Annotated in this window: 16 protein-coding genes; 10 read left to right on the top strand and 6 right to left on the bottom strand. The window is 43.4% G+C overall.

Annotated elements, in window-relative coordinates; genetic code table 11:
• The first annotated feature begins 8 nt into the window (after positions 1 to 8).
• The 7 genes from ACJJIN_RS06935 to ACJJIN_RS06905 all read left to right on the top strand — a co-directional run bounded on the left by ACJJIN_RS06935 (position 9) and on the right by ACJJIN_RS06905 (position 9480).
• Positions 9 to 869 (top strand): LysR substrate-binding domain-containing protein, encoded by an 861-nt coding sequence (locus ACJJIN_RS06935; RefSeq protein WP_444897460.1) that lies wholly within the window; start codon positions 9 to 11, stop codon positions 867 to 869.
• A gap of 127 nt (positions 870 to 996) precedes the next feature.
• A complete protein-coding gene (locus ACJJIN_RS06930) occupies positions 997 to 1932 on the top strand; it encodes an alpha/beta fold hydrolase (RefSeq protein ID WP_444897459.1) in 936 nt (311 codons plus the stop codon).
• Positions 1925 to 2779 (top strand): alpha/beta hydrolase family protein, encoded by an 855-nt coding sequence (locus ACJJIN_RS06925; protein ID WP_444897458.1) that lies wholly within the window; start codon positions 1925 to 1927, stop codon positions 2777 to 2779. Before ACJJIN_RS06930 ends, ACJJIN_RS06925 begins: the two co-directional genes overlap by 8 nt.
• A gap of 273 nt (positions 2780 to 3052) precedes the next feature.
• The gene (locus tag ACJJIN_RS06920) at positions 3053 to 3883 is read left to right on the top strand and encodes an IQM protein middle domain-containing protein (protein WP_444897457.1); all 831 of its coding nucleotides are present in this window, start codon (positions 3053 to 3055) and stop codon (positions 3881 to 3883) included.
• 252 nt (positions 3884 to 4135) lie between these two features.
• Positions 4136 to 5440 carry a hypothetical protein gene (locus ACJJIN_RS06915; RefSeq protein ID WP_444897456.1) on the top strand — a complete coding sequence of 435 codons (1305 nt, stop codon included), beginning with the start codon at positions 4136 to 4138 and terminating at the stop codon, positions 5438 to 5440.
• 1337 nt (positions 5441 to 6777) lie between these two features.
• Positions 6778 to 8082 carry a condensation domain-containing protein gene (locus ACJJIN_RS06910; protein WP_444897455.1) on the top strand — a complete coding sequence of 435 codons (1305 nt, stop codon included), beginning with the start codon at positions 6778 to 6780 and terminating at the stop codon, positions 8080 to 8082.
• Positions 8083 to 8598: 516 nt separating this feature from the next.
• Entirely contained in the window at positions 8599 to 9480 is an 882-nt protein-coding gene (locus ACJJIN_RS06905) for a DMT family transporter (RefSeq protein WP_444897454.1), read from the top strand.
• Positions 9481 to 9607: 127 nt separating this feature from the next.
• Here ACJJIN_RS06905 and ACJJIN_RS06900 read toward each other — a convergent pair whose 3' ends face one another.
• The 5 genes from ACJJIN_RS06900 to csrA form a co-directional block, all read right to left on the bottom strand.
• Positions 9608 to 10564, bottom strand: coding sequence for a histone deacetylase family protein (locus ACJJIN_RS06900; protein WP_444897453.1), 957 nt, complete (start codon positions 10562 to 10564; stop codon positions 9608 to 9610).
• Positions 10561 to 11064 carry a hypothetical protein gene (locus ACJJIN_RS06895; protein WP_444897452.1) on the bottom strand — a complete coding sequence of 168 codons (504 nt, stop codon included), beginning with the start codon at positions 11062 to 11064 and terminating at the stop codon, positions 10561 to 10563. Before ACJJIN_RS06895 ends, ACJJIN_RS06900 begins: the two co-directional genes overlap by 4 nt.
• A gap of 1069 nt (positions 11065 to 12133) precedes the next feature.
• Positions 12134 to 12931, bottom strand: coding sequence for a hypothetical protein (locus tag ACJJIN_RS06890; protein WP_444897451.1), 798 nt, complete (start codon positions 12929 to 12931; stop codon positions 12134 to 12136).
• A gap of 623 nt (positions 12932 to 13554) precedes the next feature.
• Entirely contained in the window at positions 13555 to 15750 is a 2196-nt protein-coding gene (locus ACJJIN_RS06885) for a hypothetical protein (RefSeq protein WP_444897450.1), read from the bottom strand.
• A 712-nt stretch (positions 15751 to 16462) separates the two neighbouring features.
• Entirely contained in the window at positions 16463 to 16636 is a 174-nt protein-coding gene (csrA, locus tag ACJJIN_RS06880) for a carbon storage regulator CsrA (protein ID WP_444897449.1), read from the bottom strand.
• A 722-nt stretch (positions 16637 to 17358) separates the two neighbouring features.
• Between csrA and ltrA the strand changes: the two genes are divergently transcribed.
• A complete protein-coding gene (gene ltrA / locus ACJJIN_RS06875) occupies positions 17359 to 18657 on the top strand; it encodes a group II intron reverse transcriptase/maturase (RefSeq protein ID WP_444895509.1) in 1299 nt (432 codons plus the stop codon).
• A gap of 699 nt (positions 18658 to 19356) precedes the next feature.
• Here ltrA and ACJJIN_RS06870 read toward each other — a convergent pair.
• Positions 19357 to 20187, bottom strand: coding sequence for a sulfite exporter TauE/SafE family protein (locus ACJJIN_RS06870; protein WP_444897448.1), 831 nt, complete (start codon positions 20185 to 20187; stop codon positions 19357 to 19359).
• A 515-nt stretch (positions 20188 to 20702) separates the two neighbouring features.
• Here ACJJIN_RS06870 and ACJJIN_RS06865 point away from each other — a divergent pair.
• Both ACJJIN_RS06865 and ACJJIN_RS06860 read left to right on the top strand, forming a co-directional pair.
• Positions 20703 to 20906 (top strand): hypothetical protein, encoded by a 204-nt coding sequence (locus tag ACJJIN_RS06865; RefSeq protein ID WP_444897447.1) that lies wholly within the window; start codon positions 20703 to 20705, stop codon positions 20904 to 20906.
• 362 nt (positions 20907 to 21268) lie between these two features.
• Positions 21269 to 22414 carry a hypothetical protein gene (locus tag ACJJIN_RS06860; RefSeq protein WP_444897446.1) on the top strand — a complete coding sequence of 382 codons (1146 nt, stop codon included), beginning with the start codon at positions 21269 to 21271 and terminating at the stop codon, positions 22412 to 22414.
• Positions 22415 to 22469: the final 55 nt, after the last annotated feature.

The following is a 22469-nucleotide window of genomic DNA, read 5'->3' as shown; positions in this document are numbered from 1 at the left end:
TATTCTTCATGCGGAAACTTCCCTCGACTAACTTGCTGGTAACCTTTGATGCGGCTGCTCGGCACTTAAGCTTCAAGGACGCTGCACAAGAGCTTCATGTAACACCTTCCGCTGTTGGGCACCAGATACGAACGCTGGAGGCGGAGTTGCAAACCAAGCTATTTATTCGTTTCAATCGAACTATTGAACTTACGGGTGTTGGTAGGGAATACCATCTGAAAATTGCCAAGGCACTGGAAGTGATTCGACGGGCAACTTTGGATTTACTTGCGCGGGATCAAAATAAAACACTTACCATCCACAGTATTCCATTTCTGACCAATACAGTACTCGCCCCAAATATCAAATCCTTTAAAGCGCTATACCCCACAGTGTGTATTAGTATCGAGTCGCAAATTGCCCGCGCCAGCATAGACCCTGGCGAGCTGCAGGTTGCTATACGTTATGACAAGGAGTCGAATGATGATTTGTGTTACCGGGAGATTTCAAGGGTGCGAATTTCACCGGTTTGTGCACCGGGTTACTTGAAGAGTGATCGAGCAAATCAGATCCAATTGTCTACAGATAAGCTGGGTTGGCAAAGATGGTCGGCAGATTGGGGCTTATCAGTTGAATTCAATGAGACGCTGACTTGTGATGGCTTACAACCCGTACTCGAGATGGCCGAACAAGGGTTAGGAGTCGCAATGGGATACTTTCCCGCACTAACGCCTAAAGTCAGATCTGGAGAGCTTGAACTACTCTACCCTGAAAAATTCAGTGAGCTGGCTCCTTTGTATCTTGCCTTTAGCAAGTCATTGGAGGGTAACGAAATTATTGAAGGATTTGTTCGCTGGTTTATAGAAGTTGTCCATTTCCTAGAAGGTTAATCACCTAGCTTTATTTTCCCGGACAAGATTTTCTTGCCTGAGCCTAAGGAAAAACCCATTTGTCGCAGTGTTGTCACTTCCCTAGGATTATCTGATTGAGTATCTAAAGTAATCAGGTGGCCAGAGTATGATGTCGGCAGTTATAGATGGCTTTGTGCCGAGTTTGCTTAAAAGTCAAACCCTTAAAGGGTACGCAGCTCACTCAAGAGATGGTATTCAGTTTATGGATTTGGGCTCTTGTGTGATTCGCTATCGAAAGATAGGGCGAGGCAGCCGTGTAATTGTATTTGAAGCAGATCCGCCAGTTGTTATTGAGCATTATGACTATCTTGTAAGCCAAGTTCCAAGTGATTTCACCGTTGTAATATTTGAACCACCTGGCTTTGGTTTTTCCATTCCTTCAACGAGTATTGATTATAACTTTGCATCTTTGGTTAGCCTTACCGAGGTGTTTTTACAAAACCTTGCCCTTGGATGTGTGACGCTTGTTGCTCCATGCGTACTCGGCTTTGGAGCAATCGCACTCGCGTACAAGCGCCCAGATTTGCTTGACCACATAGTGCTATCTCAAGTACCGAGCTGGGGAGAAATGTTGAGATGGAAGGAGGGGAGAGATCCACGAGGATTGCTGAGCAAGCCAATTTTAAGTCAGCTGTTGCTAAAAGCCCTGAAACGTAAGCGAACACTTGCCTGGTTTGAAGCTGCGCTAGGGAGGAGTGAGCTGATCACACCGTTGAATGAATTGGCCCAACAAGCCTACCAACATGGAGCAACTTTTAATCTGGCGTCAGCTTTTCAACGATTATTAGTCGGCGAATCTCCTTTGCAGGGTACTCTTTTCTCCAAACCCTTAACAGTGAGAGCCTTATTTCTTTGGGGGGAGCGGGACCTTTCTCATAAATGTACTTGTAAGCATTCAAGTTTGAATATGATCCCGGAGGCCTCTCTACTACGCATAGCAGAAGCTGGACATTTCCCTGAGCTGGAGGCTCCGGATGTGGTGCTGGGCCCTCTCGTAAATTTTGTATTAGACCAAGACATGGAGGCCTCAAATAATGATTGAAGAATGTCGAATAGTAACTCAGGATGGCCTATCTCTCGGGGCAACGCTATTTTCACCAAAAGGTCCGCCTAAAGCGGGGGTAATCATAAATTCGGCTACTGCGGTAAAGCAGGGCTATTATGCTGAATTTGCAAAATTCCTGGCTAAGAATGGCTACTTGGTAGTGACCTATGACTATCGAGGTATAGGTAAGTCTGCGGTTGCCAATCAACGAGACTCCCGACTATCTATGAGCGCGTGGGGAGAGTACGATTTGGCCGCTGTTATCGATTGGTCTACTAGCCAATACAAAACGCTAACCTGGCATTGTGTGGGGCATAGCGTAGGGGGCCAAATTATTGGCTTCGCAGATAACAATACCCAACTTGCTAGTGTCTACTGTGTATCCTCCCAGAGCGGGTATTGGGGGCACTGGGGATTGCGTCAAAGGCCCAAAATATTGTTTGCTTGGTTCGCTATGATACCGCTCTTATCAAATATTTTGGGGCAGGTTCCAGGCCTTTTCCTCGGTGGTGAGAGTTTACCCGCAGGTATTGCCCGGCAGTGGGCCTACTGGGGGCGCCATAAAGATTATATTGTCGACCAGAGAGGTAGTCCCGTACGAGATGGCTTCTCCCGTCTAGAGTGCAATATGAAGTTTTTATACATAGATGACGATATAGATTTTGCTCCACTGCAGGCTGTGAAGGCTCTCAAGGCGTTCTATTGTAATGCAAATACAGAAATACAGATTGTGAATGCTAAAGCCGTGGATATAAAGCCAATAGGTCATTTTGGTTTCTTCAAGGCGCGCTACGAAGATAGTTTGTGGAGGGACACTTTAGGTTGGTTGAATGCTGCGGCTTGAGCATCTAGGGGGACCATTTCTATTTTGATTTGGAAGTCGCCCCACTCATCATACTATTTACTCTTATGTATCAGGTCCTGCTGGTTAGTCTTGGGTTTTCTTCTTAGAGTGGGTTTTGATGACTGAAAAACTTAAATTTGCGAAGGAAAATACAGTGCGTGCGGGACAATATAGGCATAGATGCCGGCTGAAAGCTTATAAACACCTATTCACAGCGCGTTTTGAGACCACTGTATTCTCCCGTCCTTTTCAGTTGCGAAAGAGTTGCCGATAATGGTCGTTAAGAATCTAAAGAAAGTTATTGCCGTACTTTTGACTGCGCTCTATTGCGGCCAGCCCTCAAGCGGTATGGCTTATCGTGATAGGGCATTTATAGTTGAGAGCAGAAATGTAAATGAAACACCAGAATACTTAATGGAAATAGGTCTTTCCAATAGTGTATTGCCTAGACCAACTGACTGGTGGTCAGGTGAAAATACATGTAATTACCATGGGGTTAATGCGGGCAGATGTGCACCAGAAGGAATCTCCCAGTGGATTCTTACTATGAACGATACGAATAGGGCTAATGAAAGTAGCTCTAGTGTTGCGGTACATGGTAATTCAAAAATAAAAAACTACAGGCTTTTTGAACTTCACTCAAAATACAAGGGTGAAGATGTAAGGTGTCTTAAAAAATTTAAATATATGTGTCCTGCATATGTTATTTATTACACAGATGCCCAGCGAGAGGGGACGAAACTATCGGTGATGGACGGGAAGATTTATGACTCTACTGGTGAGCTTTTTGATACTAGGCGCGCACAACAGGCAGAAGATTATAATGGTAGAGCCGCTATCTATGTTATGGATAAGAATGGGAATATATATTCAAGTTATTTTTATCCAAAGCCAGTCTTTGCTCATTCGACGTTTCTGGCAGGAGATAGTGTTGCAGCAGCGGGTGAGATCGTAGCGGAGGGTGGAAAGATAGTTTTCGTTAACACCTGTTCTGGCCATTATCGGCCCACTCCAGTTGCCATTGATCAACTTCGTACTCAGTTATTGTTGCTAGGATATACGGATATAGGCTTTAGTACTTCGACTGAATGTAGATGGCGGTGAAGGTTGTTTAGCGTATAGTTTTATTTTTGTCTAACTATATTCGAGTATATCTGGAGTGCGGCGATGTGGGTTTTCTAGGCGATTTGCAAGTTTCTTAAGCTATGTGAGCCTTGTTTTTGGCGTTTACAGCTATGATTTCTTTTGTGCATGCCTCGTGGTTATCTTGAATCGATTTTTATAGATGTTATGTGGCAATAGCGCTTTCTCATTCTATACTGTCGGCAGTGATCTCCCCACTGGGAAGAGCCTGCAATGAATAAAGTAAAACCTTTTCGGAAGCTTGGGGCTCAGGAAGCACTCTTTGTAGAGTTGACCGAAAAGTCTAACGGTGCAGTTCAACTAGCCGTCTTCTTCAGGACCTGTAGGTCTCTGGGTGTTGAGGAATTACTAAAGGGAATGGAATATCTCCATAATCTGCACCCAATGCTCCGTTCTCGTGTAGAAAAAAATCATCATGCTTATTGGCTCTGTGATGTAGCTTTTAAAGCTATTCCTTTTGAAATAAAGCATGATGCATTGCCTTTAAATTATCAGGAAGAGTTTAAGCGATTAGGAAGTAAAGTTCTTGAGCTGGATAAATATGCTTATCGTTTCACGGTTTATGTGAATGAGCATGAAGAAGTAAAGTGGATTGCTTTTATGGTAAGCCATGCTGCCATGGATGGACGCTCCTTATTACTCCTAGTTAGAGACTTGGATCGGTACTTGAGAGGCGGGGCTGAAGATGAATCCTCTGCTTCGATCATGAAAAAATCGGTGGTGGATTATGTTAGTTCCATAAAACACCTTAATAAAAGACAGTTGGCAGTTGGTGACGGAAATGATATTTCTCCAAAGTGGCCTGTAGAGCAGGCAGTAAATGCTTCCCTTCGAAAGGGATGTTCTATGTACCGGGTCCTACCCAAAAAATTATTTTCTCTTTTGTATTTACTTTCAAAACATGAGAATGTGCAGGTCACCTCTATCTATAATGCTATTGCGATTATAGCCGCCCAGTCATTACCAGGTTTCCGTTCAGTAGCAGAGTTAATGTTGCCTATGAATGCACAATGCTTGTGTAAACACCAGATAGAACGGGATGTTATTGGGGAATGTACAATTGCGTTAACTATATCCTTATCATCAAATGAAACTAGTCTTGACTTATTGAGCCTTGCACGTTTAATTCAAAGTAAATTCTATTTACAGGTGAGGCGAGGGAATTTTTTTAAACCTCCACTTGTACCAGATTACAGCCTTGTTGATATCGAACATTTGGCTAAAGATTCTAGTACTGCTAAAGGTTACTTTCCCTCTGGGATTTGCGTATCCAATGTAGGGGATATAGGTGAGTATACGGGCCCTTTGGAGTTCTTTGACTTTGGTGTAGTTATGACGGTACAAACACATGGAGAACACCCGATCATGCTAGTGACTTGTACAATAGATGGAGAAGGGGTGTTCGTTTTTGGATATTGCGAACCGCTAGTTAGCAAAGAAAGTGCTCTAAAGTATGTAGAAAAATATATGAAGACACTAAGAGACTTTTCCGAGAGCAATGATTTCCATATAAGTTAGTGATCTGTAAGGGATAATGTGAGATTACAAGATCTACCCACAATATCTATATTGAGATCAGAATAGGTCAACACTTGTGTTTTACTTCTTAAACTATCCTCTTCATTAGTCTGGAAGCATCAATTTTCAAAATAATTCAGGAGGCCTGAATGTTGAATGAAGATGTTAGCAGTGGTGGTAGTAGACCGGGTGTTGTGGTAGTAAGCGATATCTATATAGGGGGCATGTGCTTGCACAGTATTTGATCCTGCTGGTCCTAATGTGTCAATATTTGTGACGCTTTCGCTACGAATTATGCGACTTTTTTTAATCTAGTTGGATTGTATCTGTACCAAGGAATACTGATGGTGGTAGTAGGTTGCTTTGGAGGGCTTCCATATACTCTGTTAATAGTGCGATATAATTACTTTAGAAAAAAGATTGAGTTACGGGCAAAATCAAATAACGTAGAAATTTTAAGTATAGAAAATAACAACCTAATCAAGAGTAAGTTGATTTGGAAGGTGTCCGATATTCAAGATGTATTTTATTTGCAGGGGCGCGATGAAGAATATTGGGTGGCATGTGGGTCATGGTTTTGGGGGCGTTCAATCGTGAGTTGAAAGTACATAGAGAGTCTAACGGGAGTTTAAGGTTAGTTGCTTCCTGGTGAATACAATATTTGACTAAAGGGAGTGGTTGATCCTAAATGATAAATCCAGGACACCAAAAGACTAGAGATGAGAGCTAGTTATATTATTGTAACCGGTACCGAGGGATGTTTCCCTTCAAGTCAGGGCAAAGGTATGGTAAAAAATTAAAAAACCTAGTTGTGCGATGGAACCCATTAGGTTCGATAAACGCTGCAAGGAGAAGTAACTAGAGGTTGGGGTGATAGTTAACAGTCGCTGAGGAAGTGGATTGATATTTATGAACCTTAATAGGCTCTTATTGTTTTGTTATTGGTTGGTCATATTCTTAATGGTTGTGTTGATTGATTTAACAAATGTTATTGCACATGTGTATTCACTGTTTTTTGATTCAGAGAATGAAAAGGCAATCAACTCAATTCAGATGGGGTGCAAGGTCGGATTTGTAGTTGTTGCTTATCATTTGTTTGTATTTGTTAGGCGGAGAATATTGAGCGGCGTTGACAGTAAGTGAAAGTTCATGAAGGTCCTGAAAGATATCATCAATAAGTAGGTGGAAAGAGATCCCATTACCTATGGCGCCGAGATCTATAAGGTTTGTGAGAGTCTCGTGGTTATCTAGAATCGATTGTTATAAATGTTACAAGGGTATAGCGCTTTCTCGTTCTATACTATTGACAGTGATCTCCCGACTGGGAAGAGCCTGCAATGAAAAATACAAAACCTTTTCGTGAGCTTGGAGCTCAGGAAGCACTCTCTGTAGAGTTGACTGAAAAGTCAAATGGCGCAGTTCAACTAGCTGTCTTCTTCAGGGTATGTAATTCTCTCGGTATCGAAGAATTACTAAAGGGAATGGAATACCTCCATAACCTGCACCCAATGCTCCGCTCTCGTATAGAAAAAAATGATCATGCCTATTGGTTCTGTGATGTGGGGTTTGAAACTATTCCTTTTGAAATAAAGCATGATGCAATGCCTTTAAATTATCAGGAAGAGTTCAGGCGCTTAGGAAGTAAAGTTCTTGAGCTGGATAAATATGTGTATCGTTTCACGGTTTATATGAATGAGCAGGAAGAAGTAAAGTGGATTGCTTTTATGGTAAGCCATGCTGCCATGGATGGACGCTCCTTATTAATCTTGGTTAGAGATTTGGATCGGTTCTTGAGAGGGGGTTCAGGAAGTAAACCCTCTGCTTCGATCATGCAAAAATCGGTGGTGGAGTATGTTAGTTCCATAAAACACCTTAAAAAAAGACAATCGGCAGTTGGTGGCGGAAATGACGTTTCTCCAAAGTGGCCAGTAGAGCAGGCAGCAAACGCCTCCCTTAGAATGGGATGTTCTATGTACCGTGTCCTCCCTAAAAAATTATGTTCCTATTTACATTTAATTTCAAAGCGTGAGAATGTTCAGGTTACCTCTATTTATAATGCCATTGCTGTTATTGCTGCCCAGTCATTACCAAGTTTTCGCTCAACAACAGAGTTAACGTTACCTATAAATGCACAATATTTGTGTAAACGCCAGATAGATCGAGATGTTATAGGGGAATGTACAGCTGTATTAACCATATCCTTATCATCAGATGAAAATAGTCTCGACTTATTAAACCTCGCACGTTTAATTCAAAGAAAAGTTTATTTGCAATTGCGAAATGGGCATTTTTTTAAACCTCCACTTGTGCCTGATTACAGCCTTGATGAGATCAAAGATTTGGCTAAAAATTCTAGTGCTGAGAAAGACTATTTCCCCTCTGGGATTTGTGTATCCAATGTAGGGGATATCAGTGAGTATACAGGCCCCTTAATGTTCTTTGACTTTGGTGTGGCTATGACTGTTCAAACACATGGAGAACACCCCATAATGCTAGTGACTTGTACAATAGATGGAGAAGGGGTGTTTGTTTTTGGATATTGCGAACCGCTAGTTAGCAAAGAAAGCGCTCTAAAGTATGTGGAAAAATATATGAAGACACTAAGAGATTTTTCCGAGAGCAGTGATATTTATACAAGTTAGCGATCGGCAAGGCATAACGCGAGTTTAATAAATAGGGTGTAGGTACAATTTCCATATTCAAGCGAGCGTCTATAGATTCTTACGCTCCACCGCCAATTTGAAGTAATTTAGGGCTACCAACCATCCTTGTGCGATAAAGCCCATAGGTTTCGCAAGGAGAAGTAGCGAGATATTGGGTTGGGATTAGGTCTGGTGGAAAGGAAGTGCCGACAGTCGCTTACGCTGTATATCTGTTGGGGTAGAACTGGGGACAGGATTAATACTCTTGATCTAAAAGTGGTCAAAACTCAACTTTCATATTATGACGTTCATATTTTTTGTAACAGGGAAACTGACGCCGGCAGGCAAGTAATTACTGCGCCAAAATCTTTGGTCAGCCCAACAGGAAATGAATCAATCGGAGGGCTAATGTTACATAGTGCTCTGCTCTGTAATGACCTGCCCGATGCATAAATGAAGTCATCATTATTACCTCTCAGGCAGGTTTGACCTCTATTTGCCAAAGGTAGTGACAGTTTGCCATCTACTTGTCAAAATCATTCCCTGGGTGTTGGGTTAGCTCTTCTCGGCGGAGTGTTGATGGGGTGTCTTGGTATTGCCGGTAAGCTGGGTTCTGGTGCAGGCCTTAGTCCATTTCTACTATTGGCTGCACAGGTCATATTGCTTGCTCCATTGTCGGGTATGTTTCTTCTGATGCGACAAGGGGTGGCGGGGATAAGGCCGGTGAATCCCCAGATCCTTATCCTTCGCTCCATATCAGGTTTTGTCTATTTTGCTGCCTTCTATTGGGCGGTCAAGGGCATACCCATCGCAGATGCCCTGGTGCTGGAAAGCACGAATCCATTCTTTGCCATGTTGATGGCCCGAGTATTCCTCGGTCACCGGGTTAGTATCGCCACTATCTTTCTTGCGATACTGGCATTCTTGGGCGTATGCCTCATTTTGATCCAGCACAGTGTTCAGGGCATTTTCAATCCCTACTCACTCCTTGCGTTGCTGGCGGGAGTAGCGCGTGCAGCGGGTAGTATCACAACCGGTGTCGCAGGCCGGACCGAGCCACCTGAGCGCATCATGTTCTATTTCGCTGTTGGGATGTTGGTCTTTAGCTTATCTATTGTATTCTGGGAGGGGGCGAAGGTAGAGACATCGTCGCTATGGATTCTCGCGATTCCCGCACTGCTGTTTGTTCCACAGAATCTTGCTTACACGATCGCTAATCGTGTTGCACCTGCTTACCTCGTTGGGGCACTGTTTTACAGTGCGATCCTCGTCGGTGTGTTAGCTGATCGTTTTATGTTTGGCACAGAATTCGGTATCCGTGGTGTGATAGGCATGGGTATTACGGTTGCCGCTGGTCTCGGGTTGGCTTGGTTGCGGGCGAAAGAGCTCAAAGAGTAACTTGGTGCTCAGTACTCCAGCGTCAATCAAGTGCCTAAATACTCAAAAGTCTTTGAAAAATTTGGTGGGTTAGGGAGCGGTTGTTTACTAGGCCACTTTTCTCAATGACAGAGGCCTCTCCAGAGCTTCAACTTGTTACCTTTTTTGCCTGGTAAATCGCTAAGTCAGCTATTAGACGATAGGAGTTTTCGGAGTAGCCGCCACTGGTTACGGTGACCATAGGCACATCCAGCGATTGAATCTGGTCAACCAGCCATTGGTCCCTTTTTCTGGCCCCATCGATACTGACCTGGAGCCCCCCCAGCTTGTCCTGGGCAATAATATCTGTGCCTGCATTGTAGATAACCAATTTAGGCAGCGGACTCTGCTTAATGAAGTCCGAAAATTCCGACTCCAACCGACTGAGGTAACCTTCAGTATCTGTTCCTTGCTTTAGGGGGACTAAAAATGGCCAGCGAGATTCCTGCTCATCGGGGTGCAAGCCGGGGTAGGCTTGCATATTGTACATATCAAAGATATGTATATTGGGGTCCTCCATGGCCCAGTCAGCAAACCCATTCCCTCTATGGGCATCAAGGTCAATTACCCAGATCTTGTCATCTGGTGAGAGCAGGTGCTGTTTGCGGGCACGATTAATAGCAATGGCTACATCGGCGAAAGCACAGAACCCCTCACCGTGACCAGCAAATGCGTGGTGATAGCCTCCACCGAGATTTAAGGTAGAGGCTTTCTTATTCAAGGCTTCCTGTACCGCCAAGCAAGTGCCTTCAGCTGCAAAGCGCATTGGCTTCATGAAATATTTATTTAATACGCCTGCGGGCAGCAAGCGCAGTAGCGGCATCTCTATAACGCGAGCCAGTGTTTTCGATTGATGCAAGCTATCTAAATAGGGCTGCGTATGTACAGATAATAGCCAGTCTTGACTAAGAGGCTCTGAAACAACTTTTAACTCAATGTTCGCTTCTGACTCGGCATTAATCAGTGCCAATGCTTTCTCATATTTACAGCCATCAAAAGGATGCAAGCTGGAAAGCAGCGGCAAGCTGATGTTGTAATTTGGAGAGTAGAATAGCGGTAGGTTCATGAGGTTATCTGGCTTCGAATTTGTAGCGCATAAGCTAACACATCATTGGGTGTCCACATATCAATATGATTACCGAAAAAGCGTAACTGGAAGAGAATACGATGAATAGGGCTTGCTGCCCAGTCACTGATTTTGATTCCTCCTTTTCCAGGTGATGCGAACCCTGAGCCAGTCTCAAGTAGCCAGGCAACGACCGTCGAGCAATTCTGATCCTTCATATTGTAATGCTTCTGTTCGCCCTTGAAGTTTTCCCAGGCTTCAATCATTTTTGTTTCATTCAGCCCATCGATAAGAATGTTCTGATCCGCATCACCGCCCTCGAGGCGTCTGTCAACTCGATAACCACTTGGAAAGGAAAGGCTGTGCGATCGCGCGATTTTAAAGTCCTTTTTCCCTGCCGCTGAAGAAGGCCAGTAGCTGATATAGGTGTTATCAATGGTGATGGAAGCATGTCCGACATTCCCGGTCTTTTGCTTCCAGACATGAACAGTAATAGCCATTTCCTTATTGGGTAGCGACTTCTAAATTCAATACTCAATGAAGAAAGGGCGGTTCAGTTTTTGTAGTTCAGTGACTAATTTTATTTAGGCGGGAGGTTAGCATACTTGCATCTGGGTATGTATTTTCAGGCAATTGCACTGATCTGATGCCGTACTATTCTACCGATCCAGTAGTCATTGTATGAAGAAACAGTAGTTTTGAGTTTATATTCGATAGGGATTTGCCATCGATCGATAAATGGATGAATAGCACTTCTTTATCTTTGGAGGTTATGGAGGCCTAACAGTTGTGTGATAAAACTGGAGAGCAAAAGCCTACATTTTTATCACAGCTAGTTTAACTTTTTATGAATGAATTAATTAGCGCTATTTGAGTGGTAAATCATCGCCTGCCAAACGTTCTGCTTACCGCCGCCCAGGAAAACAGTATCGTCATTTCTGCCCTGGCCAGATATCTTCAGTTTTACATTGCCTTGGAATACACTGAGAGCTGCACCAGCCTCAATAGTACAGAATAAATTATCGAACCTAAAATATGAGAGAGCAGTGCCAGCAACATTACAGGTAACAGCTTTAGGAGCATCACTTACCGATTTAGATCTAAGACGTATCCAAACTATGAAGAAATTTACTAGAAATTAAGAAGCTGTGATTTTGGATAGCACCTAGAAAAAGTCTCATCAAAAGATTAGCTGGCTGCGGAAAAAGCTCGGCATTAGCCCAATGGTCGATGGACTCATATATGTATACTAAGCCTGAATAGCTTCATCTAGTAATTATAACCTTCTTACAAGGTTGCCTTTTGCACACTCGGGCAGTGCTCATGGGGTTACATTAAAGTTAAGAGCGCTATCTTGGATTTTACATATACTTATATGGTTTTTGATTTTACAGCATTCACTGTAGCAATGTCTTTTCAACTGAAATCGATTAATTTCAGGTTTATAGGTCTTCGGGTGATTGAGCCAATAAAAATAACTTTATATTTAGAGGTTTAAAGAAGAAGCGTGTTAGTCAGATCAGCCCCTAAAAAGTAGGGGCTGATCCCTTAGGATGGCTCGGTTAAGAATTATTCACAAATGGTTTGTGGATACTTACCGGCATATGCCGGGGATATTACACAAGGTTCGGGACCAGAAGCAGGTGCCCAATATTTATCTGAACTAGGAAGCAGGGGAACGTAAGCCTTACAGCTCTGTTCTGAAGGGAAAGTTACGCCATACTGTATGCTGCCGCCCCACATATGGACATTTTCAGTTTTACATTCTTTAGGGCCGGTGTCAGTATGCCAAATAGGAGTTCCATCTGGCTTTAAAAGTACTAGATTTCCAGTGTCCATCAGGAAAAGTCTGGTATCTTTATTTGCAGTTTTTGCAGTTCCAGAAACCCACAGAGGTTTGTTGTCTGCAGTGTAAACTACAAGTTGACCGTTGGATCTTTGCATAAATGCTTTTGCACCTGGATTACCTGGGTTGCCTCCGGTGCGGGTTGCCCATAATGCTGTTTGCCATCTCTCCCCAGTGCTGCTGTTGGTGCCAACTTTGTATAGCACCAAATTTCCTGGCGTTTGCATAATAAGCTCAAACCGACCATTGTTTGATACTAATTTTTCGCCAGACTGTAACCAGGTGCCTGGTTCAAGTGTGTTTTTTGCATTTGCCTGCCCACAAATGATGAGTAGGGTGGAAAAAATAAATGCAGAAATTTTTTTCATTAAGTTAAATCCTTCAACTGCTAATAGTTTGCCAATTGGAGTCGGGCTCGTGTTGGCGGGAGAAACTTTAAGAGATTTACATTTCTTTGCAAAGTGTTTTTTCTCGTTTTTTTTTGAGTAAAGGTGCAAGTGATTCTGTGTGCTTAATTGCACTTTGGTGCCATTGAGGGGCAGTCTCAGTAGTTGGCCAGTTCAGCACCTTTCTTTTTGTTGATATAGGGTAAGGTTTAGTAGTAATTAATCTGTATTGATGTATAGGAAGAGGTCTCGTGAGAAACAGAGGTCGGGATATTTGTCCTAGACTTAATGTGTTAGTCGTGATTTTCACAGTCAACAACAAATTTAGATATCTGCGAAAAATTCTCTTCATGCACAGTGGGACACCCAGTGGTAGTAGGGTTCGAATCTAACGAATTCTGCTTACTGTGAGGCAAGGTGCTGGCCATGTAGGACTTGTATTGTTTTTTAATTTGGCAGCCAGTGGAATATTAATGCTTGTCGTACCTAAAGCTGCGACTGTGTCGTCTCGAAATCTCTTGAGGTTATTTAAGTGATTACACTGATATGTTGCTGCATCATCCAACTAGTTCAGAATTTATCTAGTGGAGAGGTGGCGCAATTCTAAGTTCCTTATTCAGATAGGGACAATGTAGTGCTAAAAGGAGAGCAGAGTTTCTGTGGCTGTGAGATTCCAAAAACTCACAAATATTAGTTTTGTGAAATGGAGAGTTATTCTTTCCATTTCACAAAAACTAGTCGTTCTCTATATGCTCAGGTCAATTAGCGCTATTTGAGAGGTAGATCATCGCTTGCCAAACGTTCTGCTTGCCGCCGCCGTAACTATCAATTGTAGGGTTCTTGATATATGACCAAGCGACTTTACCGTTGCCCATGAAGACAGGTTCGTCAAGTCCGCCCCAACCAAAATTCGTCAGCTTTACAGGGCCTTCCAATACATTTAGGTCTGCATCAATTTCCATAACATAGTAGGCTCTCGGAACAAGCATCCGCATTGCCCCATTTTTAGCGGAACTGCGGTTATAAGAAAGGTTGTCGGAAATACACTGAAATTGCGCATAGCCAAATAGGTAACGTCCATTTTTCAAGTCGATAAGTTGTGGATTACTGATTTGACAGTCGGGCTCTTCTACAAGCCATTTAAAGCCTTCCCCCTCGATACTTCCTTCACCATCCACTTTAGCAATACCAATGCGAGTCAGGGATGAGGATTCCAGAGCATCCCCACTGCGTAGCCCCTGTCTTGAAATGGTTGGATTATCGCTGTTTGACATGTAGGAAAAGAAGCAGTTCGTATCATCGGATGAGCATTGCTGGTCAAAAGGCCCTTCAGTGCTGGTATCAATGCCGTATTCGCTTTGCAGGAAGCGATTCATTTCCTCATCATCAATGTACTTGGGGGAGACGATGAGAGATAAGTTAGTATCTTCATCCACAGGGACTACAGTATGTCCACCTCCGTTAGAGAAAAATGCATTGTCGGAGGGGATCAGGTAATTGTAGTAACCTTCAAATCTACTCGTAGAGGAAATATCCTCCATCTTGATGGCAATAGTGTTTAATCCGCGCGATTGATTATATTGACCGCCATCGCTAGTGCAAATTGCTCCATATTTTTCGGTACCAGGATTATAAAATGCCCGGATATTCAAGACATGACCGTAGCCGCAAAGCCAATACCAGCCTCTGTTATTGCTGCCACTCATATTTAAGGACCAGTTATCGCGATCAATAACAGTCATTCCAGCAGAATAGTGGGAGCCACCATAGCTGCTATCAAAAACCCGAGCAGTTACTGAGAAGGCGTAGCTGGTGCGGCCTTGGCTATCATTCTCGACATAGATAAGCTCTTGGGCTCCGGCGTGGCCGCCACCATGCATCTTGTTTACAACGTAGGCAGCAGGCTTCTCGCTAAGCGCTAAGTTATCCCACTCCATTAGCCAGATTTGATCATTATATTTGTAGCCGTTCTCGCGAATATACTCGACCATAGCGTTATAGTCGGCATCAGAGAGTTGATCGACAATATAAGCCATCTCCTCTTGCATTTCGTTACCTTTAATTGTCTTAAAGGTTGGGGAATCGCCGAAGTCGGTCTCGGGGAAATTTTCTTTTAGCCCAGGTAGGAAGTCCTCGAACTTCAGTGTGGGATGGTCCGTAAAATAGCCAATGTATTGACTGTGATTGGTAGATATCATCAGGCCGATATCCCTTTCAATACGTCCGTCAATAGCACTGATATTATTTTCCATCTTCATCCAGTCGCTACCGTATTGCTCAATCAGATCCCCTTGAACATCATAGCGCTCGTTTGCCTGGTATTCAGTGTTGCACAAGACGGCAACCCGTGAGCAATCAGCGCTAGCTGCAATACCATGGGCTTCATAGCATTGTTTTAGAATTGTGGTATTGCCGGTTTGGTCGAAGCTTAAAGTTTCAGGATTATATTGCAGCTCATAAACAGTGCCATAAGTGATTTCATCTTCTCCACTACCTTCGCTAAGTGTTTTGGAAACAAACATCCTGGGTCTATCAGTATCGGTTGCGCAAGCTGTGGTGTAACTTCGCATGGGCACGGACTGTAGATTGTCATCCTGATTACTATCTGTTCTAGCTATATAGTGTGGGAGTCCATGGACTTCTTCGGCATTGGTTTGGCCATTCGGCAATGTGATATCCCGGGAAGTAATCTGGGCAAACCCCAGATCTGCTGTTTCTATATCGCCAACAGTCACGGTGCCAGGTTCGTTGTCTGGAAGGGTCCCCGATCCGCTATCCCCAGAGCCGCTACCACTACCTGAACTGCCACCATCTCCAGAGCCTTGGCCCCCGCCACTGTCGCCAGATGATTGGGCTGGGTCCGAATCTGAAGAAGAGCCTCCACCTCCTCCACATGAAGCCAGTATGACTGTAAATGCCAGTGCCAAAGTTTTCTTGCTGAATAGCTTGCTCATAAGTTTGCCCGTAAATGTGCGATTGGAATCGATTGTTATCCGTGAAATTGTCGACAAAATCTCATTTTTGAGTTATTAGAATTGGGAGCGCCATTCTAGTTCTCTTGATCTACCTTTCTGTGGATTACTTAATAATTTCTCTAGAGGGGCATTATTTTGATAGGAAATCTGGTGAAGCCCCTCTGTTTGAGTATTTGAAGAAGCTTTACATGGGATCACTAGAATTTTTGTCGAAGGCCAAGTGGGGTGTCCGCTATATTAATTGGTATTGTTGATCCTATAGTTTTCACCAATGATTCTGGCTAGCGCTTTGATAAGGTTTTCAAGAGTGAAAGGGTAGGGGGTTAATCTATTATCGGAATAAATTCCATTAAAGCTGATGCGGCTGGAGGTAAATGTATTAAACGGTTTGAACTAAGTTGCAGCGTGCGTAGGGGAGGAAGCATCGGCAATAGCTCGCGCTAAGATATCAGCATTTATTGAAGCAAATATAAGTTTGTTGTACTGCTCCCACTATCTCACAAAGTCTTCGCAAAGCCTCAAAGAATTCCGATTCAGAAATGGTCAGTGCCTGGTTGATATAGTGGGCTGTGCCGAGATAGGCGCTGTGCTCTCGGCAACACGGTGTTCTTGTCTGAGGTCTAAAAATCTCCAGCCCGTATGTATAAAATCTGAATAGTGGTTTGGTTGAGGCGACGACTAATAAATAGCTTTAAGGTTTCTGTTTCTTCTTGATACGTATATAGATCTCTTCACGATGAATGGGTAGAGACTTGGGTGCATCTATACCTATCTTCACTTGACTGCCTTTTACTTCAATAACTGTTATTACAACATTTGTTCCAATTCTCAGGTTTTCACCAGTCCGGCGCTTTAAAATCAACATGCTTATTTCCTTCGGAAACTAAATTATGTGCGGATTCCACACGAGGGGAAGCTGGAAAGTGGTGTGTGGAGGAGGGTTAGGAGGCGCACGAGAACGGTAGGCATAAAAGAAGAAAATACGGATGCAACGCTTCCAGAGCTTGATGAAGCACTCTAAGCTCCTGAGCCTAGTCAACTTTATTGAAGACGAGCGGGTTTCTAGCGTATTATCCATACAGCCAGTGCGTCCTGAGTATTTTTTTTTATTTTTATAAATAAAAAATAAATACGTGCTATCCAGGAGATGGAGGTCGGCCCTCCGTTATCGCTTTGCAGGAAGTGATAACAAACCGCCTCAAGGTGATCGGAGTAAAGAGCTTTGGTTAGAAGCGCTTGAGGAAAAGGCGTAAGAGATACGTCAGGTATGTTGTGTAGAGACGAATGCAAATGAACCACTGATGAGGTGTCGAAAGCGTATTACCAAGATGATGTCAAAACCCGTGCACTGGCTAAGTGCGGGGATAAGCTTGGAGGTTACCTGTTTACCGACCGAGTGGCATCCGGCATAGAGGTGGCGTGAACACACAACAGGCTTTTGGGTGGAACAGGAGAACCTGTCGTCCAGGTGTTAAGGAAGAGCGTCAAGTAGAGGCCCTACAAGACGTTGAGTACCAAGACTGGTCACAGGGGCGGAACAACCCGTAGTAGTGGAGAAGCGGCTGTAATGGACGTGGAGCGAAGGGGTTGTCGTATTCGGCGACTAACCGTGTAATCAACCCAGATGGGGAGGAATTAACGATTAGCGCAAAGCCATTCAATATTCCCAAGCGAGCGGTTTGGGAAGCGTGGAAGCAGATTAAGGCTAATGGCGGCGGAGCGGGGATTGATGAGATAACGATAGAGCAATACGAATCGAGTCTTGTCAAAAACCTGTACAAGCTATGGAATCGGATGTCATCTGGCAGCTATTTTCCATCAGCCGTCAAACGAGTGGATATTCCGAAACTCGATGGCAGCCTGCGACCACTGGGTATCCCCACAATCGAAGATCGCATTGCGCAAATGGTGGCTAAGCAACTGCTGGAGCCAGAATTGGAGAAGGTATTTCACCCTGACTCCTACGGCTATCGGCCAGGCAAATCTGCTATAGACGCAGTGCGCCGAGCTCGACAACGATGCTGGGATAGAATCTGGGTAGTTGATTTAGATATCAAGGGTTTCTTTGACAATATTAATCACGAACTCCTGCTGAAGGCATTAGATAAACATAATAATCATCAGTGGGTCAGACTCTATGTACAGCGCTGGTTAACGGCTCCAGTACAACATCGGGACGGACAGCTTGAAGAGCGAACACAAGGTACTCCACAAGGGGGTGTAATCAGCCCTCTACTGGCAAACTTGTTTTTGCACTACGCGCTGGACGCCTGGATGGTGAGAACGCACAGAGATATTCCTTTTGAGCGTTACGCGGATGATGCTGTTTACCATTGTCGTAATCCTCGAGAGGCGGATCGCTTACTGGCGGCTCTAAAAGCACGCTTGACTACCTGCGGGCTTGAGGCTCATCCAGAGAAAACGCGCAAGGTCTATTGCAAGAACAGTAATCGTAAAGACTCCCACCCAGTGATCCACTTTGACTTTCTGGGCTTTCGATTTGGTCCCAGAAAAGCAAGGAATCGCCAAGGACAGATCTTCACCGCATTTAGTCCTTCAATGAGCCCTAAGGCCTTCAAGAGGATTAAGGATAAGGTCAGGCAATGGCGAGTAATAAACTGGGTGGATCGATCACTATCTGAAATGGCAAAAGTACTTAATCCCGCAATACAGGGTTGGCTGAACTACTATGGTCACTTTGGGCGGAGATATGGTGTTTATCGACTTCAGAAGTATCTTGACCAAACGCTGATGCGTTGGGCCAGGAAGAAGTTTAAGCATCTAAAGCGAAGCTGTTTCAAAAGTTGGGCCTTTATTGGAAAAGTTCGTCAACAAATGCGCGGCTTGTTTGCACACTGGAGAATGGGAAGATTGAAAATGTGCTGAATACGAAGAGCCGTATGAATTGAGAGGTTCACGTACGGTTCTGTGAGAGGTCGAAGGGGAAGTTCCTTTGGTCTACTCGACCTTTGATAGGTCTGATATCAACTTGGTCAGCTGGCCCCTGGTGTTGGCGCACCTTGGGTCAGCGCTTTTACTTTTCTCTTATGTCACTTTACCGTTCTCCTTTTGGGGGAAAGCTTTGATAAAAAATCTTGGAACGATTGATTCTGTTGGACTATTAGCCCTGTAGAAAACCCCTGAATTGCGAACCAAGTACTGATAAATATCTATCGATTTTACGCGGCTTTGACGCTAAAACAAACTTAATAAAATCCAATAAGATTATTTTCGTGCCTATATTTTAATGGGCTTTCATCTTTTCTATTTCAATTTCCTGCTGGTAATTTCAATTTAGAACGAAGTATTTTCTAGTTTGAAAATAGAGATTACCAATGGCTAAAAATAATCTTTGCCACTTTGAACGCATAATTTTTGGTTGGCATGTATTGGGGGAAAATACTAATCATTGTATTACTAATATCCTATAAGGATGTTTCAGCCGCGTAATCTGAAGGGCTGGCAAGAGTAATTCGACCGGGAGTTTTTAAGACCACGATGGCTATTGCGAGCATCTGAAAATAGATGTTTGGAGGGGATAGACTATTTACTTCCGATCCGTTAAAAGCAACCCAGAGAGTAGGTCTAGCCTAGCCGAGATAGTAGATTGAAGTTTTGCCAGATAAAGCGAACCCCGATAATACAAAGCAGTAAGGCAAAACACAGCTTTAAGCGCTTAGCAGATATCCTGTGAGCAACACTGGCACCAAGCCTGGCAAAGAGCACGCTGGTAAGTACAATTCCCACAAAAGCCGGCCAGTAAATATAACCACTGCTCCACTTCGGTAGTAACTGATTGTCCCACCCTTGCACGGCAAAGCTGACTGAACCAGAAATCGCGATTGGCAGACCAAAGGCAGCAGAGGTTCCGACAGCGCGCTGCATTTTTGTACCGAAGTGCGATAAGTAGGGTACCACCAAGGCCCCTCCACCAATACCAAAGATCGCTGCGAGCCAGCCGATTACTCCTCCGGAACATATCAAAGGTGCTGCCCCGGGTAAGTGATCGCCATTTTCTTGTGAGGTTGCTGAGGCCAACCCACCTAAGCCCATACGCACAGACATAAATATGGCAAACACGCCAATCAATAGCTGCAACCAAGCACCAGGTAACAAGTCTGCTGTCACGCCGCCCAGCCAAGACCCCACAAGTATCCCTGGAGTCATAATCCAAAATAGGTGCCAGTCAACGGCACCTTTTGCGTTATGTGCCCAGACCGAACTGATTGAAGTCACGATAATGGTTGCCAACGAAGTCCCCACCGCCATATGGGTCAGCACCTGGGGGGAGATGCCCGTGGCAGAAAAAATCAACACCAAAGCAGGCACGATGATCAAGCCTCCACCAATCCCCAAGAGGCCTGCCGCTGTACCCGCGATGGCGCCGAGTAAAAAGTAAACAAATAGCATTTCCATAGTCTAATAGTTTAGTCACTCTTAAAGGCAACCAAATACACTGAGTCGCGCTGTTTGATACATTAAATTGCTTCATAGGCTTTTTGCGTCCCAGCTAATTGACTTTTAAAAAATCTATTCGATCCCCCATTTAAAAATAGATGAGGGTGCCTCTGTAGGATTTGTACCTTTCAAGTTTGAGATCTAGACGGGGTTTATATTGGACTGTAAAGGTGTGGTGTTTGGTTGGCACTTGAACTAGATCAGAAAGCTATTTACTCATTTCCTGGCTCCTAACTACTAACCCGGTGTGTTAGCCTCTATAAGTATTGAAACTATTGGCTATTTTTTGCATTTAATGAAGTTTGCTTTGATTATGTCTTTGTGTGGTTAGGTCTGAGCAAGGATGGGAATCATAGGCATAAGTATTTTGCCAGGATCAAAAAATATACTTACCTTTCCAGGCTTAAAGAAATTTGAAGCTTCCCTATCTGTATAATTCAAGATGCATTTCAGGTTAGAGTGAAGGTGATTTATTGAGTTTAATAAAGGTTGCTTTGAGTATTGAAATATTTACTTCTCATATAAAAGAACAATTTTCCATTGTGTTTAACGGTATTGGAACAGGGCAATGCTTTACTCAACAGGCTCAAACGATTTATAGCATGTTAAGGTTCTATGGGGCTACGTGGGCACATGCAACAGTATTCAGGATTGATCCAAGTGCAGTTGTTGAGTAACTTTAGAAGCTTGGTCTGCCAATTATTTAGATGGTGAAGCTTATCATCAGATAAGGCTTCGTTAGCTTTAAATTTAAGAAAATAATTTGATTAAACATGCGTCTTGCGACAACCCTGTCAGGTATCTATGGGCGTGTAGTTTTTCTTTAGTTATTATTTAGATATGGACCCCGGCGCATACATAGTTGTGTTAATGGTTGTTAGCTGATAATAACTACTTGTCTTATTTTTTTCTACGTCCTCTTTATGCTAAGTTGCTCAAAGGAAAACCTTGAAGTAATTGTGGCCATAAGGGTAGTTGACTAAATTTAGATGGTATGTGATCGACTGAAGTGACAATCCCTTCCTTGTAAGGTGGTATCGTGGCCGACAAATCCAACTTTCTGTCCAGATTATTCACGCCGATAGAAGCGCCAGAGAGCTTTGTCCAGCAGCACTTAAAAGGTTATGGCTGTGTATCTACTCTGCTTATAAATGTTGTCACTAGAAGGAACCAAGATGAAATTACTGATTGTCTAGACAAGCTCTATGACTTAGTTGCATTGACTACCGCGCCTCACCCAAAACGCTTTTACTTAGAAAAGATAGAGGCGCTGAGGAAAGAGCTGACAGGTGCCGTTGGAAGGAAGGTCCTATATAAGAGGTTGGAGGTCGAAAAGATCCCCTTCTACATCCACTTTGATAGCACGTCTGTATGCTTTATAGCAAATCATGATTTTTTTTCCGGTTACACTGGCCTGCTCTTTTCTAAATATGCCAATTGCTTGTTGAAGAAAGATCAGGAGAAGTCAGATGCATATTACTCTTCAATAATGCATATATACAAGGGTAATGGGCAATACTCGAATTTTCACCGAGTTATAGGGCTGGCCCAAGCTATATTTATAGGTTTAAGTCTGAGAATGTTTAATAGGAAGGAGAACAAGCCAAATCCATTTCTCTTGGAGGGAAAGGGTTGTATAAAAGGAGATCTCGATGACATCGTGTTGGTGTCAGCTAAAGTTGAATCTAGCGAGATATCTTTCGAAAATGTTTTGAAATCTTTTATAGATAATTTTGTCAGTACTTTCGAAAGACAGCGAGCAAATATATTGATTACCCAAGAGTTCATTCACAATATTCCGGATCAGGGTGAAAGACTGGCTGGGGTAGGAAATACGGCGTCTGGTTTCTATTTTTCTCTAAATAAACTCTCTAGGTATCAAATATACCTATTAAAAAGGTACCATATTGCATATTATGCAATGGTGCTCCTCAACCTGTTAAAAGTTGAGAAACAAGTTACATCAAGTATTAACGAAGACTTTACATTTAGTTATTTGCCTGCTCGAGAGGTCGACTGTATTGCGACCTATTCAATCACAAGAGATGCACTGGTTTTTGTTATTAGTAAAGCTTCTGATGGTTATCATATTGAGGTTGCTGTTAATGAGGCTATTTTCTCTCTTGATAAGGTTGTTCTGTTTCTGAAATCTTTCTCTAGTGAGATTGAACTATCAGATATCTGATAGACGCTTGAAAAATGTATACTAATATTTAGGTGCGTTTAAGTTGGTCACTCAT

The organism is Microbulbifer maximicatervae (SeqCode), assembly GCF_052467505.1.
The sequence above is the reverse complement of the archived record's forward strand: the minus strand, read 5'-3'. Positions and strand labels throughout refer to the sequence as shown.

Excerpts from the sequence above, each read along its gene's own strand:
- ACJJIN_RS06895 (WP_444897452.1), bottom strand. The coding sequence starts at position 11,064 with ATGGCTATTACTGTTCATGTCTGGAAGCAAAAGACCGGGAATGTCGGA.
- ACJJIN_RS06910 (WP_444897455.1), top strand. The coding sequence starts at position 6,778 with ATGAAAAATACAAAACCTTTTCGTGAGCTTGGAGCTCAGGAAGCACTC.
- ACJJIN_RS06870 (WP_444897448.1), bottom strand. The coding sequence starts at position 20,187 with ATGGAAATGCTATTTGTTTACTTTTTACTCGGCGCCATCGCGGGTACA.
- ACJJIN_RS06900 (WP_444897453.1), bottom strand. The coding sequence starts at position 10,564 with ATGAACCTACCGCTATTCTACTCTCCAAATTACAACATCAGCTTGCCG.
- ACJJIN_RS06920 (WP_444897457.1), top strand. The coding sequence starts at position 3,053 with ATGGTCGTTAAGAATCTAAAGAAAGTTATTGCCGTACTTTTGACTGCG.
- ACJJIN_RS06915 (WP_444897456.1), top strand. The coding sequence starts at position 4,136 with ATGAATAAAGTAAAACCTTTTCGGAAGCTTGGGGCTCAGGAAGCACTC.
- ACJJIN_RS06930 (WP_444897459.1), top strand. The coding sequence starts at position 997 with ATGATGTCGGCAGTTATAGATGGCTTTGTGCCGAGTTTGCTTAAAAGT.
- ACJJIN_RS06935 (WP_444897460.1), top strand. The coding sequence starts at position 9 with ATGCGGAAACTTCCCTCGACTAACTTGCTGGTAACCTTTGATGCGGCT.
- ACJJIN_RS06925 (WP_444897458.1), top strand. The coding sequence starts at position 1,925 with ATGATTGAAGAATGTCGAATAGTAACTCAGGATGGCCTATCTCTCGGG.
- ACJJIN_RS06885 (WP_444897450.1), bottom strand. The coding sequence starts at position 15,750 with ATGAGCAAGCTATTCAGCAAGAAAACTTTGGCACTGGCATTTACAGTC.
- csrA (WP_444897449.1), bottom strand. The coding sequence starts at position 16,636 with ATGTTGATTTTAAAGCGCCGGACTGGTGAAAACCTGAGAATTGGAACA.